At 44.8% G+C, this 18,545-nt stretch carries 13 protein-coding genes; 1 reads left to right on the top strand and 12 read right to left on the bottom strand.

Annotated elements, in window-relative coordinates; translation table 11 throughout:
• Positions 1 to 4: 4 nt before the first annotated feature.
• The 12 genes from DWX61_RS14935 to clpB form a co-directional block, all read right to left on the bottom strand.
• A complete protein-coding gene (locus DWX61_RS14935) occupies positions 5 to 2,107 on the bottom strand; it encodes a HelD family protein (protein WP_118514259.1) in 2,103 nt (700 codons plus the stop codon).
• 5 nt (positions 2,108 to 2,112) lie between these two features.
• Positions 2,113 to 2,433, bottom strand: coding sequence for a putative heavy metal-binding protein (locus tag DWX61_RS14930; RefSeq protein WP_015527228.1), 321 nt, complete (start codon positions 2,431 to 2,433; stop codon positions 2,113 to 2,115).
• A 156-nt stretch (positions 2,434 to 2,589) separates the two neighbouring features.
• Positions 2,590 to 4,959 carry a glycoside hydrolase family 31 protein gene (locus DWX61_RS14925; RefSeq protein ID WP_118626111.1) on the bottom strand — a complete coding sequence of 790 codons (2,370 nt, stop codon included), beginning with the start codon at positions 4,957 to 4,959 and terminating at the stop codon, positions 2,590 to 2,592.
• 172 nt (positions 4,960 to 5,131) lie between these two features.
• Positions 5,132 to 6,001 carry an AraC family transcriptional regulator gene (locus DWX61_RS14920; protein ID WP_092068404.1) on the bottom strand — a complete coding sequence of 290 codons (870 nt, stop codon included), beginning with the start codon at positions 5,999 to 6,001 and terminating at the stop codon, positions 5,132 to 5,134.
• Positions 6,002 to 6,105: 104 nt separating this feature from the next.
• A complete protein-coding gene (locus tag DWX61_RS14915; protein WP_110103239.1) occupies positions 6,106 to 6,399 on the bottom strand; it encodes a hypothetical protein in 294 nt (97 codons plus the stop codon).
• A gap of 124 nt (positions 6,400 to 6,523) precedes the next feature.
• Entirely contained in the window at positions 6,524 to 7,675 is a 1,152-nt protein-coding gene (locus DWX61_RS14910; protein ID WP_118626109.1) for an aminotransferase class V-fold PLP-dependent enzyme, read from the bottom strand.
• Positions 7,676 to 7,679: 4 nt separating this feature from the next.
• Complete coding sequence (locus DWX61_RS14905; RefSeq protein ID WP_092068733.1) at positions 7,680 to 9,047, bottom strand: hypothetical protein; 1,368 nt, start codon at positions 9,045 to 9,047, stop codon at positions 7,680 to 7,682.
• Positions 9,048 to 9,369: 322 nt separating this feature from the next.
• Positions 9,370 to 11,208 (bottom strand): ABC transporter ATP-binding protein, encoded by a 1,839-nt coding sequence (locus DWX61_RS14900; RefSeq protein WP_118626107.1) that lies wholly within the window; start codon positions 11,206 to 11,208, stop codon positions 9,370 to 9,372.
• Positions 11,205 to 13,367: an ABC transporter ATP-binding protein gene (locus DWX61_RS14895; protein ID WP_118626105.1), complete on the bottom strand. Its 2,163-nt coding sequence runs from the start codon at positions 13,365 to 13,367 to the stop codon at positions 11,205 to 11,207. The genes DWX61_RS14900 and DWX61_RS14895 overlap by 4 nt, the downstream gene beginning before the upstream one ends.
• Positions 13,360 to 13,878 carry a MarR family winged helix-turn-helix transcriptional regulator gene (locus DWX61_RS14890; protein WP_227573847.1) on the bottom strand — a complete coding sequence of 173 codons (519 nt, stop codon included), beginning with the start codon at positions 13,876 to 13,878 and terminating at the stop codon, positions 13,360 to 13,362. Before DWX61_RS14890 ends, DWX61_RS14895 begins: the two co-directional genes overlap by 8 nt.
• A 293-nt stretch (positions 13,879 to 14,171) precedes the next feature.
• A complete protein-coding gene (locus tag DWX61_RS14885) occupies positions 14,172 to 14,345 on the bottom strand; it encodes a DUF4250 domain-containing protein (protein WP_118626179.1) in 174 nt (57 codons plus the stop codon).
• 284 nt (positions 14,346 to 14,629) lie between these two features.
• Positions 14,630 to 17,212, bottom strand: coding sequence for an ATP-dependent chaperone ClpB (gene clpB / locus DWX61_RS14880; protein WP_118626103.1), 2,583 nt, complete (start codon positions 17,210 to 17,212; stop codon positions 14,630 to 14,632).
• 317 nt (positions 17,213 to 17,529) lie between these two features.
• Between clpB and DWX61_RS14875 the strand changes: the two genes are divergently transcribed.
• Positions 17,530 to 18,545, top strand: a 1,016-nt coding sequence (locus tag DWX61_RS14875) for a helix-turn-helix domain-containing protein (RefSeq protein WP_147419631.1), incomplete at its 3' end; no start/stop codon positions are given.

Below are 18,545 nucleotides of genomic sequence, written 5' to 3'. Positions count from 1 at the left end.
TATTTTATTTCACAACTTCATACATATACAATTCATGAAGAGCTCTCGTCGCCGCAATATATCTCGCCCGCTCCACGATCGGACTTCGGTCTTCCCCAGGAAATACAGAAAATACCTGATCAAACTCCAGACCCTTTGCCATGTAGAATGTTGTGACAGTCAGGCCTTTTTGGAAGTTTGTGCTGTCTCTGTGAAGAAGGGACAAACGCTCCTTGGTATCAAAGCCTTCTGCTTCCAGCTTCTCCTTCAGAATGTAGTAAGTTTCCCTTGCTTCATCTGCAGTTCTTGCGATCACTGCTGCTGTTTCATATGAAATAATATCTTCAACACCTTCATCTGCATTCTCAGCTATGACTGCCTGCTTCTCAAGCCGCAGCTCTCTCACTACGCTCTCCAGTGCCTCCTCAAGCCCCGGAAATTCTTTTTCCACAACAGGTTTTCCATGACGTTCAAAAAGCTCCACTTCCGTAATTCCCGCCAGTTTATTGGCATAAGACGCAATCTCAACAGTATTACGGTAGCTCTTGTTCATCACGATCCTGCGTATATCTTTTCCAAATATCTTAGGCAGAAATGTCAGCACATCCTGTTGCTCGCCGTCCATAGTCTGTTCTCTGTCCCCAAGAATAGTCATCCTGCATTTAAAGAGTCTCTGAATGATCAGATACTGGATCATGGAATAATCCTGCATCTCATCCACGATCAGATGGCGCACACCGGAATCCTCCTGCTGAGTTTCCAGCCGATATTTCAGATACAAAACCGGATACACATCCTCATAGCGCAGCTTTCTTTTTTCATACTGAACCTGTGGAAGAGAAGGAAAACCCTCCTGTCTCAGGAAACGGTTGTACAGCACATAGAGATCTCTTGTCTCATACATCCTGTAGAAACGGTTCTTCACAGCCTCCCTTTCCTCATCCGGAAGATCGAATCCCTTAAGAGTCTCCACCTCATCAATGAAATATTCTGCTACTGCATCCATTCTGGAAAGCAGCGGGATATCCATGAATTTAAAGTAAAAAAGCTCTATGATCTCCTGCTCTTTTTTGACCACGCCTCTGTGTTCCACATCACGGAAGTTCATAAGGCTGTCCTCAAGCTCCACCAGATATCCTTCCATACGATCCAGAAAATCCCGTGACAGTTTCTCTTTCAGAAGCTTTTCATCGCATAATCCTGCAATCTGACGCTCGATCAGATCATATCTGTCTTCACAGTCAGAAACAACATTTTTCAGTCTCTTGTATGCAAAAAGGTCAAAGCTCATCTCCCGGATATTCTCCTCGCCAAGCTCCGGCAGGATATGGGAAATATAGTCCGAGAACACCCCATTCGGTGAAAGCACCAGCACAGAAGAAGATTTCAGATTTTTCCTGTCATGATACAGGAGATAAGCGATCCTGTGAAGGGCAATGGAAGTCTTTCCGCTTCCTGCTGCTCCCTGGATCACCATGATACGATCCGAAGTGTTTCGGATGATCGCATTCTGCTCCTTCTGGATCGTGCGGATAATATTCTTCAGCTGTACATCACCGTTGCTTCCAAGCTCTGCCTTCAGGATCTCATCGTCGATCTTCACATCACTCTCAAACTCATAGATCATTTTTCCACCGCGGATCTTGTACTGCCACTTGGCAGCAATATCCCCGTGGATCTCGCCAAGCGGAGCCTGGTAGGAAGCCGGTCCCTTGTCAAAATCATAGAACAGTCCGGACACAGGTGCTCTCCAGTCATAGATCAACGGAAGTCCGCCGTTCTCCTCAGCCAGGTTCGCAATTCCGATATAAAATATCTCCGGCTCATCTTCTCCTTCATAGCAGAAATCCACCCTTCCGAAAAACGGTGAATCCATCATCTTCCTGAATCTCCGACGCAGTTCGATCTTCTCATTGCTGGCATTGATCTCATGGAGAAGTGCCTGCTGGTTATCAAAATTCTCATATCCGTACTGGTCCATCTCTGTATAGTTTTCCCAGTAGTACTCATGCATACCTTCGATTTCTTTCTGCCCGACCTCTATGGATTCATCCAGCTGTGCGATCCTGTGCTTCAATGTCTCTGTCACATGTGAAAGGTATTCACGTCCGTTTTTTACCGCTGCCATAAGCCTTAATCCACCACTACAGCAGTTCCACTTGCTGTTACCATCAGCATTCCATTATCTGCACCAAGCACTTCGTAGTCAATATCCACACCGATCACTGCATTAGCTCCCATTGCACCTGCACGCTGCTCCAGCTCTGCCAGGGCTTCTCCTCTGGCTTTCTGAAGTTCTTCCTCATAACCGGCGCTTCTGCCGCCAAAGAAATTCCGAAGACCTGCTCCAAGATCTTTCATGAAATTTACTCCTGTGATCACTTCTCCGAATGCGATTCCTTTATATTCACGGATTGCTCTTCCCTCTACAGATGGCGTTGTTGTTATGATCATGGTAAAATCCTCCCGTTTCTGTTGTTTTTTCTCAGGCATAAAAATGCCTTATTACAGAATTATACCCGAAAGCCGTCACGATGTATAGAGTAAAAAAAGGCTGCCCAAAGAGATGCCAGGCACCTTTTCAGACAGTCTTTCCTTATTATCGCTTATTTATTTTACAACTTCAGTCACATAGGAAACTTCTTCCATTCCCGGATAACTTCCCTGACGCCCGCCAACAGTCAGAGTTCCTGTTTTATCATCCCAGGTAAGCTCTGTTGTTGCATAAGCACCGTTTTCAAAATTGTAGTTATTTCCCTCATCCTCATAAATAGTGAACTTGCAGTCTTCACCTGGATATACCATAAGTTTCACCGACTCCTCAGGTTTCTGGGAAGCATATACAAGTCCCTCTGCAACAGGAAGGATACTTCCTGCTTTTACAAAGATCGGCATCCGGTCGATCGGAGCATCTACGGTTACGTACTGGCCGCCTTCATACTCCTTGTTTGTCCAGTAATCGTACCATTTCGTACCTGCCGGGAGATAGCATTTCCATGTTTTCTCTCTATGGAGCTCAGTACTCTCCGGTCCGTAATACATCGGCTCTGTAACAGCACAGATCAGAAGGGACGGTCCGAACATAAACTCATTCTCAACCTTGCGTGCTTCTTTATCCTCCGGGAAGTCAAAGAGAAGGCTTCTCATAATCGTATAATCATTAAAATGTACAGCACCTGCAAGGGAATAAATATACGGCATCAGATGATAACGGAGCTTGATAAACTTCTCGATGGCATCATAGAACATGGTTCCTTTTTCACCAAAGTTCCAGATTTCTCTTGGTGTATCAGTTCCATGGGAACGGAACATCGGAAGGAAGGTTCCCATCTCCAGCCATCTTGTATACAGCTCACAGTATCCTTTATCCTTCACACCTTCGTTATATTTGCCCTGCCAGAACCATTTCGGCTCCGGATCTGTGTTGCAGCCGCATCCACGGTTCTGCCACTTATCAGCAACTGTAAAGAAAGCGCCGATATCCAGTGTCCAGTATGGATATCCACTCAGTCCCATATTCAGGCCTTCCACGATCTGTGTCTTAAGATTATCCCAGGATGCACAGGTATCGCCTGACCACAGCATTGCAGAATATTTCTGGCCGGAAGCATAGCCGGAACGTGTCAGGTTAAGAACTCGTTTCTCTTCTGTAGTTTTTCTCTGATTCTCATAAATTCCCTTTGCATGCATCAGTGCAAAAGCATTGGCAACAGCAGGATCCAGATATTTCTTGTGCTCACCGCCGACAAGCTCATATCTTTCCCATGGCTCTCTCTTTGCTGCACCATTCCAGTCAGGACCGGAAAACGGTTCTGTGGAATCGCACCACCAGGAATCAAAGCCCTGGTCAAAAAGTCCTTCCTGTGCCTGTTTCCAGTACATTTCTCTCGCTTCTTCATTAAAAGCATCATAAGTCGCATAATCATAAAGAAGATGACCAGTCTTAAAAAACTCTGTATGGTTCTTGCCGCCTGCATTCATATTCGGCCATACGGAAACCATGGTATGGGCATTCAGTTTGTGGATTTCCTCCGCACATTCTTTCATATCTCCGTAACGCTTCTGATCCAGGATCTTCTCGCCCCAGTTTCCAGGATCCCAGGTATTCCAGTCCTGTACCACACAGTCAAGCGGAACCCCGATCTTACGGTAGTGGCGAACAATCTCAAGAAGCTCTTTTGCCGTGTAATACTGCTCTTTGGACTGTACATAGCCATAAGCCCATTTCGGCAGCATCTGCGCCTTGCCTGTAAGATAACGGTAATCATGGATGATCTCATCCATAGTATGACCGCCCATAAAATAATAATCGATCTGATCTACAGTATCCAGAAACAGATAGGAATCTTTCAGATCATCATTAAAAGTCATAAGTGAACAGCAGTCAACAAGAATTCCATATCCTTCTGTGGAAACCAAAACCGGCATCGGGATACGCATGTTATGCTGATATAAGTACTGGCAGTGACCTCTGTAATTGTAAATACCTTCCTCTGCCTGGCCAAGCCCATGGATTTCCTCATCCTCTTTCCATGTGAAGAACAGTTTTCCACGATATGCTGTTCTTACTTTCTCAGCTTTCAGATTCTGGATAAAATTCCTCTCACCGTCAACTGTCTTTACACGGTTGATGATCGGCTCCTCATCGCCTGTATTATAGTGGATCACATCTGTTTCAGTCAGTTCCGGTTTCTTCTGGGAAAGCCACTTGCTTCCGTCTGCATGCTTCCAGATGATATCACCGGATGCAGTGTTGATCTCTGCACAAACTTTCACAGTTTTCACAATGATACTTCCTGCATTTTCCTCTGCTGAAAAATCAACCTCAGGATATTCTTTTTTCTCAATGATCAGGGAGTCCTGTGCCTCTTTGATCTCTTTTCCGGAAACGATCATGCGGATGATCTCCTCTGTCACCGGAACCACCCGGTATGTCAGCTTTCCTGCTTCAAACTGTACATAGCTATCTGTTTTAACCATAATTTCCCTTCTCCTTATCTGTCCGGTAAATCAGACATTAATATTCCGTTTCTGATATCGGAGCCTTTCTAATAAAAAAGCTCCGATATCAGGACAAAATTTCTTACTTTTATCCTAACATCGAAGCCTGATTTCCGTCTATGACTTATCCGCTCATGAATTTTAACTATTTTTACTGTTTCTTCTGCTTCTCATCTTTCGGCGGTTTCCCCACGTGTTTTTTGTAAAGTCTGTAAAAATTGGAAATATTATTAAATCCGCATTCCATGGCGATTTCCGTAACATTTTTATCTGTTTCCCGAAGAAGCTCACGCGCATGGTTGATCCTCATCCTTGTGACATAATCGCTGAAACTGATATTTGTCACCTTACGGAAATAAGAAGAAAAATAGTTGGAACTCATATATACGGAAGAAGCAACTTCTTCCAGAGTGATCTTCTCACAGTAATGATCATCTATGTAATTAAAAGCCTGCTCAAGACGCTTCATTGCATTTTTCTTCTCACGGAGCATTTCCCCTGACTTGCTCTCATCCTGATAAGCCCGGATCAGCATGGTAAGGATGCGAAGTACATTCGCCTTGATCATCAGCGGATAGCCTTCTTTTTTCTGCTGCCATTCGTGATAGATCTCCCAGATACTGGAACGGATCTCTCCGCTTACCTCTTCTTCCCTGCCGATACGGTTCTTGAAATTACTTCCTCTCTCAACAAACGGCTTCAGATATTCCGTATCAAAAATACTCAGCTTTTCGGCCACGAATTCCGGTGAAAAGATCATCACAAGAAGCTTCATGTCTCCACCGATCAGCTTCCATCCATGAGGCTCCACATTATTGAAGATGATGATGTCATCTTCTTCCATTGTATATTCCTGCCCGTTTACAAAATAATTTCCCTTGCCCCCCAACACACAGGTGATCTCGAAATAGCTGTGCCAGTGATAACTTCCAGGCCGACTGTTCTCCGGTGTCAGTTCCACCTCTGAAATCTGAAAAGGAAATTCTTTGTCAAGGGGTATGTTGTCTCTCTCTAATCGCAAATTCTGCCTCCTGTAAACGCAGACACTGTCATCGCATCAGCTGTTTCCGGCAGGACCGGCAGCTTTTCCAGTGTCTTCTTACGCTCACAATATTATAGCAGATATTATTTTTCCATGCAATCTGTGATAGTTCGTTCTAACTCTTCCAGCTGATCTTCGTGCTTCCCATGGACAGCAATGCGGAAATAATCATTACCCTGAATTCCTTTTATCATATAGTAATCGCTGTCAATCTTAAAAAACGGCTGTTTCAGCATATCAAGATATGTGAATCCACCCAATGGTCTCAGCTTCAGAATGAATTCCCGCTCTACCGGTTCATCCAGAAGATAATCCCAGGCAAACCAGCCGGATTCTGCACATTTTTCCCTGGAAGGCTGTTTTCCTATTATTTTCATAATCGTGTATTCCCCTTTCCTTTACAGGCAGATTTCCCGTGGATCTACTGTCTGCCCTATATGACTGATTCCTGTGATCGTTCTTCGTAATACATCCGTATAAATTTGCTCTGTAACTTGCCTGCTAAATATTCCGTGCCACAGATGCTGCTATTTCCTTCGCAGCTCCTAAAAATTCCTTTATATCCTTCTCCTCCGTAAACCACGAAACACTTACTCTCACAGTTCCGCCCTCTTCTGTTCCCATTGCCTTATGGATCAATGGCGAACAGTGAAGCCCTGAACGGACAATGATCCCATATCCGCTTTCCAGAATATACGCGGCATCCGAAGCTTTCAGTCCCTGAAAATTCAGGCTCATCACAGGTCCTCTGCATACGTCATGGTTTCCGTAGCTCCTTACACCCTCTATCTGTTCCAGACCACAATAAAGCATTTCCATTAGACGAGCTTCTTTTTCCATAATTGCCGCAAGTCCTGTCTGCTCAATAAACTCCGCCCCAGCCAGAAGTCCTGTGATTCCCGGCATGTTCTGAGTTCCTACCTCATACTCATAATCTTTGTTCTCGTAGGTAAGCTGTGCGCTGTTTCTTCCGGTTCCCCCATATTTCAGAGGCTTCAGCTCAATTCCGCTCCTGACATAAAATCCGCCGGTTCCCTGAATTCCCATCAGACTTTTGTGGCCTGTAAAAATAAGCGCATCTGCTTCCCATTTATCTGCATCAACAGGGATACAGCCAGCACTCTGCGACACATCCACGATCAGGATCAGTCCATGTCTCTTTACAAATTCCCGGATCATCTCCATATCCTGCACACAGCCTGTCACGTTGGAACAGTGGTTCACGATCAGCACACGGCTGTCCGGTCGTACTGCTGTTTCCAGGGCTTCTTCCGTCACTGTCCCGTTTATCATACACTTCACTACCAGCACCGGATGTTCTCTCAGCTGTTCCAGATTATATACCGGACGTAGCACACTGTTATGCTCTGTCTGCGTTACCAGGATGCTACTGCCTTTTTCACCGTAGTCCAGCCCCCCAAGGACTGTATTCATGCTTTCTGTTGCCCCTGATGTAAAAAATATTCTCTCTGTTTCCCTGATTCCAAGGAGCTGTCCCAGTTTTTCCCGGCAAAGTACTTCCACATCTTTTTTCATGATCGAGCTGCCGCCCCGGAACTGCGAAGCAGGCGTGCCGCTAAGGCACGCCTGCACAGCTTCCAAAACAGCAGGGGGCTTCGGCCAGGAAGTTGCCCCGTTGTTCAGATATATCATCCAATCATCCTTCCAGAATATTGAAGTTCATAATTTTTGCAATCTTCTTGATCATCTTTGTGTAATCACCGAAGATCAGCACCTGATGATGTCCGAATCCTGCAAGATTGTGCATGAATTCTCTTGCATCGTCCATCTGGATGTAGTAGAACGGACTGCAGTATGTATCTGCATATTCAGAACGGATAACCTTGCCTTTCTTGATGCACATGGTATCGCCTGCCGGATTGAAACGTCCAAGTGTGATATAATCATCATCGTTCTCTGTGAAGTCAACCTGCAGTTTTCCACCGAATCCCTGGCCTGTGAATGCCCAGAGTTTGTATGCCAGCGGTTTTGTTCCATAACCGTTCATCTGAAGAGCCGGTACTGCATGGTGGATGCGGAGAAGCTCGTCTGTCTCGTGGTTCGGGTTACCCATGAATGCCGGACGTTTTCCGGCATACTGCATGATCAGCATGGCCATCAATGCGTTAAGGTCTTCCTCACATCCGCTTGGAATTCCCTCGTCTTTCATGATGGAATGACACATACATGGTGTGAATTTACGGTTCTGCGGGATTTCTGTTGTACAGAGCTCATGACATGCGGTTGAGAAAGCGTTGCAGTCATAAATATCCATCATCTTTTTGGCAGCCAGATAATATTTCACGTCATTGATAAACCAGTCTGTGTTTACCTGTGTATCAGTAGATCCAGCAATGATCTTATCTGCAATCGGCTTTGCTTCCTCATCTGTGATCTCATCCATATATTTGAAAATGGATGTAAATGGAAGCTTCACCACTTCAACTCCGTAACGCTGACGAAGGATCTCCGGATCGCGGATCAGACTCTGAATTCCGAATGTAGGCTGAGATCCTGCTGTCAGTACAAGCGCCCTTGTATTGCGAACTGCTTTTCTTACCCAGAGAATATGCATGATCTCATTCACATCCTGAAGATCCATACATACATATGCCTCTACTCCGATGGAACGGCAGTATGCTGCAAAATCAATTCCTTCGTTTCCGTTCTGCCAGATAACGACCGGCTTTCCGAAACGCTCAAGCTTAGGAATTCTCCATCCCATGCAGAGGAAGCAATCGATCTCATCAACATCCTCTCCGATTTTTGCAAAAAGGTCTTTATCTACAACAAAAGACTCATTATAGCGGACATCCACAGGCTCCGTGAATTCTACCTCATCAATAACCCCTTGTAATCCCTTAACTGAATTTTTGAATGCCTCATCAGCTGCTTTTGTCTCAGCTTCAACAGTCATATCCTCTTTATGTCCGGCACGACATGGTCCCTCCCAGAAATGTGTATGTGTCAGACATCCAACCAACGGTTTTACTACAAGTTTCATATCCATTGCTTTCTGTTTCATAATAAAAATACCTCTCTTCTCTTTAACATTCCGCATTTTCCAGTTTGTAGTTTTTCCACACACTCGATATATCCTATTATACTGTATGAATCATGGAATTCCTCTTTATTCTTCCGAACAGACTGTACTTTCTTACGATTTTGTGCTATTTTCATATAATTTATATTATTATTCCCATCATTTTTATATGAATTATACAATATTTATTCACCACATTAACCTGAAAAAAATCCGCAAAAAAAGCACCGGAAACGTGGCCGATCCGTTTTTCGGATGGAAGTACATTTCCGGTGCTGTAATCCTGCCCAATACTCAGGTTATCTTATGCCTGAGCCTCTTTTTTCTCAAACTGACTGTTATACAGATCCGCATAAAATCCCTTCCGTGCCAGCAGCTCTTCATGATTTCCCTGCTCAATGATATCTCCGTCCTTCATCACCAGGATCAGATCTGCATCCTTAATGGTAGAAAGTCTGTGGGCGATAACAAAGCTGGTTCTGCCCTTCATCAGGTTATCCATAGCTTTCTGGATCTGCATTTCCGTTCTTGTATCAACGGAAGATGTGGCCTCATCCAGAATCAGGATCTTATTGTCTGCCAGGATCGCTCTTGCAATGGTAAGCAGCTGTTTCTGCCCCTGAGAAACATTGCTGGTTTCCTCATCCAGGACCATCTGATAGCCGCCAGGCTGCTGCATGATAAAGTTGTGGATATGGGCCGCTTTTGCTGCTGCGATCACCTCTTCATCCGTTGCGTCCAGTCTTCCGTAGCGGATGTTTTCCATAATGGTTCCGGAAAACAGCCAGGTGTCCTGCAGCACCATTCCGAACATCTCACGGAGATTGCTGCGGTTGAAGTTCCGGATATCATGTCCGTCAACCTTGATGCTTCCGTCATTTACATCATAAAAACGCATCAGCAGCTTTACGATCGTCGTTTTTCCTGCGCCTGTAGGTCCTACAATGGCGATCTTCTGACCGTCATGCACATCTGCGGAAAAATCATTTACAATGATCTTATCCGGATTATAACCGAATTTCACATGCTCAAACTGTACATTTCCTTCCAGTCCCTCAATGGAATCCGGGTTCTCCGGCTGAAGCTCTTCCTCCGGCTCCTCAAGAAATTCAAATACCCGCTCAGAAGCTGCCGCCGAGGACTGCAGAAGGTTTGTAACCTGGGCGATCTGCTGGATCGGCTGTGTAAAGTTACGGATGTACTGGAAGAAAGACTGGATATCTCCAACCTCGATAGTTCCTTTGATGGCAAAAATCCCTCCGAGAAGTGCCACCATCACATATCCCAGATTTCCCACAAACTGCATGATCGGCATCATCATTCCAGAAAAGAACTGTGACTTCCATGCAGATTCATAAAGCTTCTGGTTGTCATGCTCAAATTCCTTCAGCACATCCTGCTCTTTGTTGAATACTCTTACCACATCATGGCCGCCGAAATTCTCTTCCACCTGACCATTTACTTTTCCCAGATACTCCTGCTGTGCCTGAAAATATTTCTGGGAATGTTTCATTACTTTATTAATGATAAACATGGAAACCGGCAGGATCAGCACTGCTGCCAGTGTCATCCACACGTTGATGGAAAGCATCATGATAAATACACCGATCAGTGTTGTTACGGATGTGATCAGCTGTGTCATACTCTGATTAATGCTCATCTGCAGGGTATCCACATCATTTGTCACCCTAGAAAGGATCTCACCGTTTGTTCTACTTTCAAAATAATTCATTGGCAGACGGTTGATCTTCTTTGAAATATCCTTTCGGAGATTGTATGTGACATCATTTGAAATCCCCGTCATGACAAAGCCCTGGATCAGGGAAAAACATGCACTTGCCACATACAGTCCCAAAGTCCACAAAAGGATCATTCCGATCTTACCGAAATCAATACCGCCTGTGCCGTTTACCTTGGCAACCAGACCATTGAACAGCTCTGTGGTAGCTTTTCCAAGTATCTTCGGGCCTGCAATATTAAACGCTGTACCTGCCACTGCAAAGATAAACATCAGGATAAAACGGAATTTATATCTGCCCATATAGCCAAAGAGCTTTTTCATGGAGCCTTTGAAGTCCTTGGCCTTCTCTGTTGGCTGCATTCCGTGTCCGCCCATCGGGCCTCTTCTTCTCTGCTGACTCATGCCAATTCCTCCTCTGATAACTGACTCATGGCAATCTGGCGATATACCTCGCAGGACTTCATCAGCTCCTTATGGCTTCCGATCCCTGCCATATGTCCATCGTCCAGTACAAGGATCTTATCTGCATTTAAGATCGTACTGATACGCTGTGCCACGATAATGGTTGTTGCTTCTTTTGTATGTTCTTTCAGCGCTTTTCGAAGTGTGCTGTCTGTTTTGAAATCCAGTGCGGAAAAGCTGTCATCAAAGATAAATATCTCCGGATCTTTTGCGATAGCTCTGGCGATGGAAAGCCTCTGCTTCTGTCCACCGGAAACATTGCTTCCCCCCTGTGCGATCGGAGTCTTATATCGCTCCGGCTTGGTGTCGATAAATTCCGTAGCCTGTGCAACCCCTGCTGCTTTTTTCACTGCATCTTCCGAAATCTCTGTCTTTCCGTAACGGATATTGGAATCAATGGTTCCTGAGAAAAGTACACCCTTCTGCGGAACGTAACCGATCCTGTCACGGACATCCTTCTGTGTCATTTCCCGGACATCCACGCCATCCACTTTCACAGATCCTTCTGTTGCATCATAGAAACGCGGGATCAGATTGATCAGTGTACTCTTACCGCTTCCTGTACTTCCGATGATTGCTACTGTCTCACCTTTTTCTGCCTTGAAAGAAATGTCTGTGATAACATTCTCTCCTGCCTCCGGATATGCGAAGCTTACATGATCAAATTCTACAGTACCCTTCACATCCTGGGAAGGCTGTACCGGATCCTCCGGATCCTGGACACTGACTTCTGTCTCGAGTACCTCGTTGATACGGCGTGCAGATACATTTGCTCTCGGCAGCATGATAGACATTGCTGTGATCATCAAAAATGACATGATGATCTGCATTGCATACTGGATAAACGCCATAACATCACCAACCTGCATGCTTCCGCTGTCTACCGCATAGGAACCGCTGTAGATAGTCAGTACAGAAACTGCGTTCATGATCAGCATCATCACCGGCATCATAAATGTCATACAACGGTTTACAAAGAGGTTTGTCTTCGTCAGAGTGATATTTGCATCCTCAAAACGCTCCTCCTCGTGTTTCTCCCGGCTGAATGCACGGATAACCGGAATACCGGTAAGGATTTCTCTTGTTACCAGGTTCAGCTTATCTACCATGGTCTGCAAAGCTGTAAATTTCGGCATTGCGATCCTGAACAGCAGTCCCATAAATGCCATGATCAGTACAATGGCCACCCCAAGGATCCATGTCATGGAGGAATCTCTCTGAAGCACGCGGATCACACCACCGATTCCAAGGATCGGCGCGTAAAGCACGATACGGAACATCATAGCCATTACCTGCTGGATCTGCTGGATATCGTTCGTGCATCGTGTGATCAGGGACGCTGTTGAAAACTTATGGTACTCTCTGCTGGAAAAACCTATGACTTTGTTATAAACCAGCCCTCGGAGATCATGTCCGAAAGATGCCGCAACTCTGGATGAAAGAAATACCACACATACTGCAGCCATCATAGTGACAAATGCCATAAGCACCATGCTGATACCTGTTGACTTCATGTAATCCATCTGTATGGCGTCCACATCTTCACCCATAGCTTCATATTCTGCACGAACATAGGAAACACCTGCCTGTGTGATGATGGATTCCTGCATCTTGTCGATCTTTTCTCCGACCTGCTCCTTCATAGCAGCCAGAGCCTCTGCAGGCATCTGAGAAAGAGCCGCCAGCGGATCAGTCCCTTCCGGGATTCCCATTTTTGCAAGAGCTGCCTTTGATTCTTCATTGTCGGACGTCAGAGTAGAAACGATCACCATCGGTTTGCCAAAGATATCGTTGAGTTCTTCTCTGTCTTTTTTGGAGATTTTATCCTTTAATACCAGATCATCTCCCTCTTCCTCATAAAATCCATCCACAGTTTTCGCATCATCCTCTTCCATAAACAGCTTCAGACTGTCCATGGACGTCTTTCTGATCTTCTCAGGAACACTGTCTTCAATACCGTTCTGCTGAATTCCCACATTAATGATATTGGATGTGTAATTCGGCAGGGACAGATCACAGTATGCCTGAAGAAAAAGAAGCGCAATGATGAGTACGATGTAACCTGCAGATCGTTTCAGATATTTCATCAGTTTAATCACGTTTCTGTTCCTTCCTTTCTGTCATTTCATCCGGCTGAAGCTTTTCTATGGCTTCCTCCGGCTGGATCTTTTCGATATTTACAAGGATCTGCTCCAGAAATCTCCGAAGCAGGCACTGTTCCGCCTCACTGAAGCCTTCCATCATTACAGCCTCATTTTTATGGATCCGTTCCAGTGCTTTTGCCTTGATTTCCTTTCCCTTTTCTGTCATGTAGATCCTGGTCACACGCTGGTCCTTTTCATCCGGTTTCTTATAAAGAAAGCCTGCTTTCTCCAGTCTCTGTATCGATACATTTACCGTAGGCGGCTTGATATGCAGGATCTTTGCAATTTCCCGCTGACTCAGGCCATCCCGTCCGGACACAAGCCCCAGAACCGGGATCTGTCCCGGATAAATCCCAAGCTCCTGCATCTGACTAAAGCATTTCGTCATAAAATGACGGTCTACCTTCATAAACAGAGATAAAAAACTGCTCTGCTTTTCTTTCTCATCTTCCTCCTTACAAAACATGCTGTCACTCCTCTCTCATCCGATCAGACACCTGCTCCCTGTTAATGATACACGAAGCAGTGGCCATTTCCTTTTAATTAGTCGGCTAACTATATATGATATACATCTGCACAAAAAATGCAACTGGTTTTTGTGGATTTTACACTTTTTTAAGATTTATAGCTTCTTTAATTCCCAACTGAAATCTATTAATTAATTTGTCAAACTAATTTATTTTCTGCTGTTTTTTCGCAAAAAAATACCCGCTTCATTTTTTTATTCGAAACGGGTACTTCTTTCTGTTCCTGATTTTCTTATACAAACTGGTTCACAGCCGAATCATAAGCATAATCGATTATATCAAGCTTATCCTCCAGTTCTTTCCGGTTAAGTCCTCTGTCCTCGCAGAAGGCATCCAGGGATCTGTAAAAATCCCGCAGCTGTGTATTTACGTAACTTAAAAGCATTACCGGGTCCTTTGGTATCATAATCTGTTTCCATCCTTTTATCTGATATTTATCCAATATCCCAGATGCTGCTGGAGAGCTGCCTGATCTGAAATATCAGATTTACTATCTTACCAATTTTATTTTTTGTCAAGAGCCAGAGCAGATTTTTCAGGATTTTTTATTTCTTCAGTATCTGATAAAAATATCCCATTCCCTGTCCAGAAAAAAACTGCCTGGTTCTGATTTTCATCCTGAAATGGATTCCCATCAGAACCGACAGTTCTTTTCCTTGTCAATCTATCATAAATTTATGGAGTTATTTTTTACTTCGTGCTGACAGTAAACTCTCCGTCCCTCACATCCAGCACAATGGTATCTCCGGCATGTACATCACCGGAAAGGATCTTCTTGGCTGTCAGTGTCTCAACATAATTCTGGAGATAACGCTTCAGAGGACGTGCGCCGTAAACCGGATCATAACCGTTATCCACTACCATCTGTTTGGCAGCATCTGTAAGTTCCAGAGAAAGCTCCTGGTCGGCCAGACGGTCGCTGAGCTCCTTGACCATAAGATCTACGATCTTACCTACATTATCCTTGGTCAGCGGCTTGAACATGATGATCTCATCCAGACGGTTCAGAAATTCCGGACGGAAGTGACCACGAAGATCATTCATAACCTGTTCCTGTGCTTCCGGTTTGATATCTCCCTTCTCGTCGATACCGTCAAGAAGGTATGGAGAACCAATGTTGGAAGTCATGATCAGGATTGTGTTCTTAAAATCAACCGTACGTCCCTGTGAATCCGTGATACGTCCATCGTCCAGTACCTGCAGAAGTACATTGAATACATCCGGGTGAGCCTTCTCGATCTCATCAAAAAGAACAACACTGTACGGTTTTCTTCGAACGGCCTCTGTCAGCTGTCCACCTTCCTCATATCCAACATATCCTGGAGGCGCTCCGATCAGACGGGACACAGAATATTTCTCCATGTACTCACTCATATCAATACGGACCATATTCTGTTCATCGTCAAACAATGTGGCAGCCAGAGTCTTGGCAAGCTCTGTTTTACCAACACCGGTTGGTCCGAGGAACAGGAAGGAACCGATCGGCTTTGTGGGGTCCTTGATTCCGGCTTTGGAACGAAGGATCGCATCTGTTACAAGACGAACACCCTCATCCTGTCCTACTACACGTTTGTGCAGCTCATCCTCAAGGCCCAGCAGCTTGGTTCTCTCACCTTCTGTCAGCTTGGTTACCGGAATACCGGTCCATCTGGAAATGATACGGGCAATCTCATCATCTGTGACAGCCTCATGTACCAGGCTTCTGTCACTCTCTTTAACCTGCTTCTCCTCAACCTCCAGCTGCTGCTGAAGCTTCGGCAGCTCGCCGTACTGCAGCTCAGCTGCTTTCTCCAGATCGTAATTCTGTTTTGCTTTCTGGATCTGTTTATTGATATCCTCAATCTGCTCACGTAATTTCTGGAGCTTCTCTACGGAATGCTTCTCATTATCCCACTGAGCTTTCTGGGTATTAAAAGTATCTCTCAGCTCTGCAAGTTCTTTCTGCAGATCAGCCAGACGCTCTTTACTTAAGTTGTCAGTTTCTTTCTTCAGGGCAGACTCCTCAATCTCCAGCTGCATGATCTTACGTCTCTGCTCATCCAGCTCTGTCGGCATGGAATCCAGTTCCGTCTTGATCAGCGCACAGGCCTCATCAACAAGGTCGATGGCTTTATCCGGAAGAAAACGGTCTGTAATGTATCTGTGTGAAAGTGTGGCAGCGGCAACCAGGGCACTGTCTGTGATCTTAACACCGTGGAATACCTCATATCTTTCCTTCAGGCCACGGAGAATGGAAATGGTATCTTCCACTGTCGGCTCATTTACCATAACCGGCTGGAAACGACGAGCAAGTGCAGCATCCTTCTCAATGTACTGTCGGTACTCATCCAGAGTTGTTGCACCGATACAGTGCAGCTCACCTCTGGCAAGCATAGGCTTCAGCATGTTTCCTGCGTCCATGGCGCCGTCTGTCTTACCTGCACCCACAATCAGATGAAGCTCATCGATAAACAGAATGATCTGTCCTTCGCTCTTCTTCACTTCCTCAAGTACTGCTTTCAGACGTTCCTCAAACTCGCCACGATACTTGGCACCTGCAACCAGCGCACCCATATCCAAGGCAAAAATCTTCTTATTCTTAAGACCTTCCGGTACATCTCCTGCCACAATACGCTGTGCCAGTCCCTCAATGGCTGCTGTTTTACCAACGCCAGGCTCACCGATGAGAACCGGGTTGTTCTTAGTCTTACGGGAAAGGATACGGATAATATTCCGGATCTCCATATCACGGCCGATCACCGGATCAAGCTTCTGGTTCTTCGCCTTATCCACAAGATCCTCACCGTATTTATTCAAGGTATCATAGGTTGCCTCCGGGTTGTCACTGACAACTCTCTGGTTTCCTCTGACTGTAGATAATGCCTGAAGGAAACGCTCTCTGGTGATTCCAAACTCCTCAAAGATCTTCTTCATGCTTGGGCTTTGGTATCTCAGCATGGAAAGAAACAGATGCTCTACAGAAACATACTCATCTCCCATAGCCTTGGCTTCATCCTCCGCACTGACCAGTGCCTTGTTCAGATACTGACCAAAGCGAAGTTCTCCGCCCTGAACCTTAACCTTCGCATTCAGAGCTTTCTTAACAGTGTCAACAAAATATTCCTTCTGAATCTCCATCTTCTCGATCAATTTGAGAATCAGGCTGTCTTCCTGTGTAAGTAAAGTATACAGAAGGTGTTCCTCTTCGATCTCCTGATTGCCATATTCATAAGCAACCTTCTCAAGATCCTGGACAGCCTGTACGGATTTCTGTGTAAATTTACTGATATTCATAGGATTTCCTCCTATTCCTGAAAAAGCACTTCCGGCACTTTCGTTTCGGAAATGCTGTAGCTTTTTTCTTGTTCTAGGAGAAATATAACACGATTTGTTAGCACTGTCAAGAGGTGAGTGCTAATTATTTTGTGAAGATTTTGTGACCTAAAATGAAAAACTAATTTCCATTCTCAGCCCTTTATGTTCTTTTGCTGAAATTAGGGGTGGAACTTAGTCCTGCAATAAGCTATCCTATAACAAATGCCAGGGTACACTGGCCCATATCCTCCGATCACCGGAAATGATCCATTTTTATTACAAAGGAGGATTTACTTATGGCTACTAATAATATTGGGAATCACAAACACCTTACTCTCGCTGACCGTGCTGCTATCGAACATGGTATACAGATTGGCGAAAACTTTACACAGATCGCTCAGAGGTTAAACAAGGATTCATCTACCATCTCAAAGGAGATACGGCGGCATCTCATACATGTTCCTCATTATCAGGACGACCTACAGAAGAAACGCTCAGAATGCCAGTTCTTTCATTTCTGTGAAAAAAGAAATGTATGTGGCAGCCTTTCCTGCCAGTCATTATGCTTTAAATGCCGTTCCAAACGCTGCGCCGTGTACTGCCGTGATTTTACTCCTATACTTTGTGACAGACTTAAAAAACCACCTTACGTCTGTAATAACTGTAAACAGATCCGGACCTGTTCCCATGACTTCTATTTTTACCGTGCCCATTATGCCCATGACCTTTATAATGAGATCAAGGTTTCTTCCCGTTCCGGTATCAATCAGACTCCTGAATCGCTGGAACAATTGGATCAACTGGTTTCGCCTTTTCTCCTTAAAGGGCAGCCATTATCTCATATTTACGCTTCCAATCAACATCTTATCGATTGTTCCATCCGTACATTGTATAACTACATTGATCATGGATATTTTACTGCTATCAATTTGGACCTCCCCCGCAAAGTACGCTATAAAAAGCGTCGCAAGACCAGAAAAGCCCCTGAAAACACCGGCTACCGGGAAAACAGGACATACCATCATTTTGAAAAATATCTTGAAGAATATCCAGACACAAATGTTGTAGAGTTAGATGTTGTGGAAGGAGCTGGTGGAAAATCTGAGAAAGTCCTTCTGACTATGTTATTCCGTAACTGTAACCTTATGCTCATTTTTTTGCTTGAAGCCGATAACCGTAAAAATATCAGGGAAGTTTTCCTTTGGCTGTATGAACAGCTTGGAGCTGATCTATACCACAAGTTATTTCCTGTCATCCTCACAGACAATGGCTCCTCTTTTAAAGACCCTGAAATATTTGAACGTCCTGGAGA

It is taken from the genome of Ruminococcus sp. AF20-12LB (assembly GCF_003478985.1).
Lineage (GTDB): Bacteria > Bacillota > Clostridia > Lachnospirales > Lachnospiraceae > Blautia_A.
Note: the sequence above shows the minus strand (reverse complement) of the source record. Positions and strands in the feature narration are given on the sequence as shown.

Excerpts from the sequence above, each read along its gene's own strand:
- DWX61_RS14885 (WP_118626179.1), bottom strand. The coding sequence starts at position 14,345 with ATGATACCAAAGGACCCGGTAATGCTTTTAAGTTACGTAAATACACAG.
- DWX61_RS14910 (WP_118626109.1), bottom strand. The coding sequence starts at position 7,675 with ATGATATATCTGAACAACGGGGCAACTTCCTGGCCGAAGCCCCCTGCT.
- DWX61_RS14930 (WP_015527228.1), bottom strand. The coding sequence starts at position 2,433 with ATGATCATAACAACAACGCCATCTGTAGAGGGAAGAGCAATCCGTGAA.
- clpB (WP_118626103.1), bottom strand. The coding sequence starts at position 17,212 with ATGAATATCAGTAAATTTACACAGAAATCCGTACAGGCTGTCCAGGAT.
- DWX61_RS14890 (WP_227573847.1), bottom strand. The coding sequence starts at position 13,878 with ATGTTTTGTAAGGAGGAAGATGAGAAAGAAAAGCAGAGCAGTTTTTTA.
- DWX61_RS14935 (WP_118514259.1), bottom strand. The coding sequence starts at position 2,107 with ATGGCAGCGGTAAAAAACGGACGTGAATACCTTTCACATGTGACAGAG.
- DWX61_RS14905 (WP_092068733.1), bottom strand. The coding sequence starts at position 9,047 with ATGAAACAGAAAGCAATGGATATGAAACTTGTAGTAAAACCGTTGGTT.
- DWX61_RS14925 (WP_118626111.1), bottom strand. The coding sequence starts at position 4,959 with ATGGTTAAAACAGATAGCTATGTACAGTTTGAAGCAGGAAAGCTGACA.
- DWX61_RS14900 (WP_118626107.1), bottom strand. The coding sequence starts at position 11,208 with ATGAGTCAGCAGAGAAGAAGAGGCCCGATGGGCGGACACGGAATGCAG.
- DWX61_RS14915 (WP_110103239.1), bottom strand. The coding sequence starts at position 6,399 with ATGAAAATAATAGGAAAACAGCCTTCCAGGGAAAAATGTGCAGAATCC.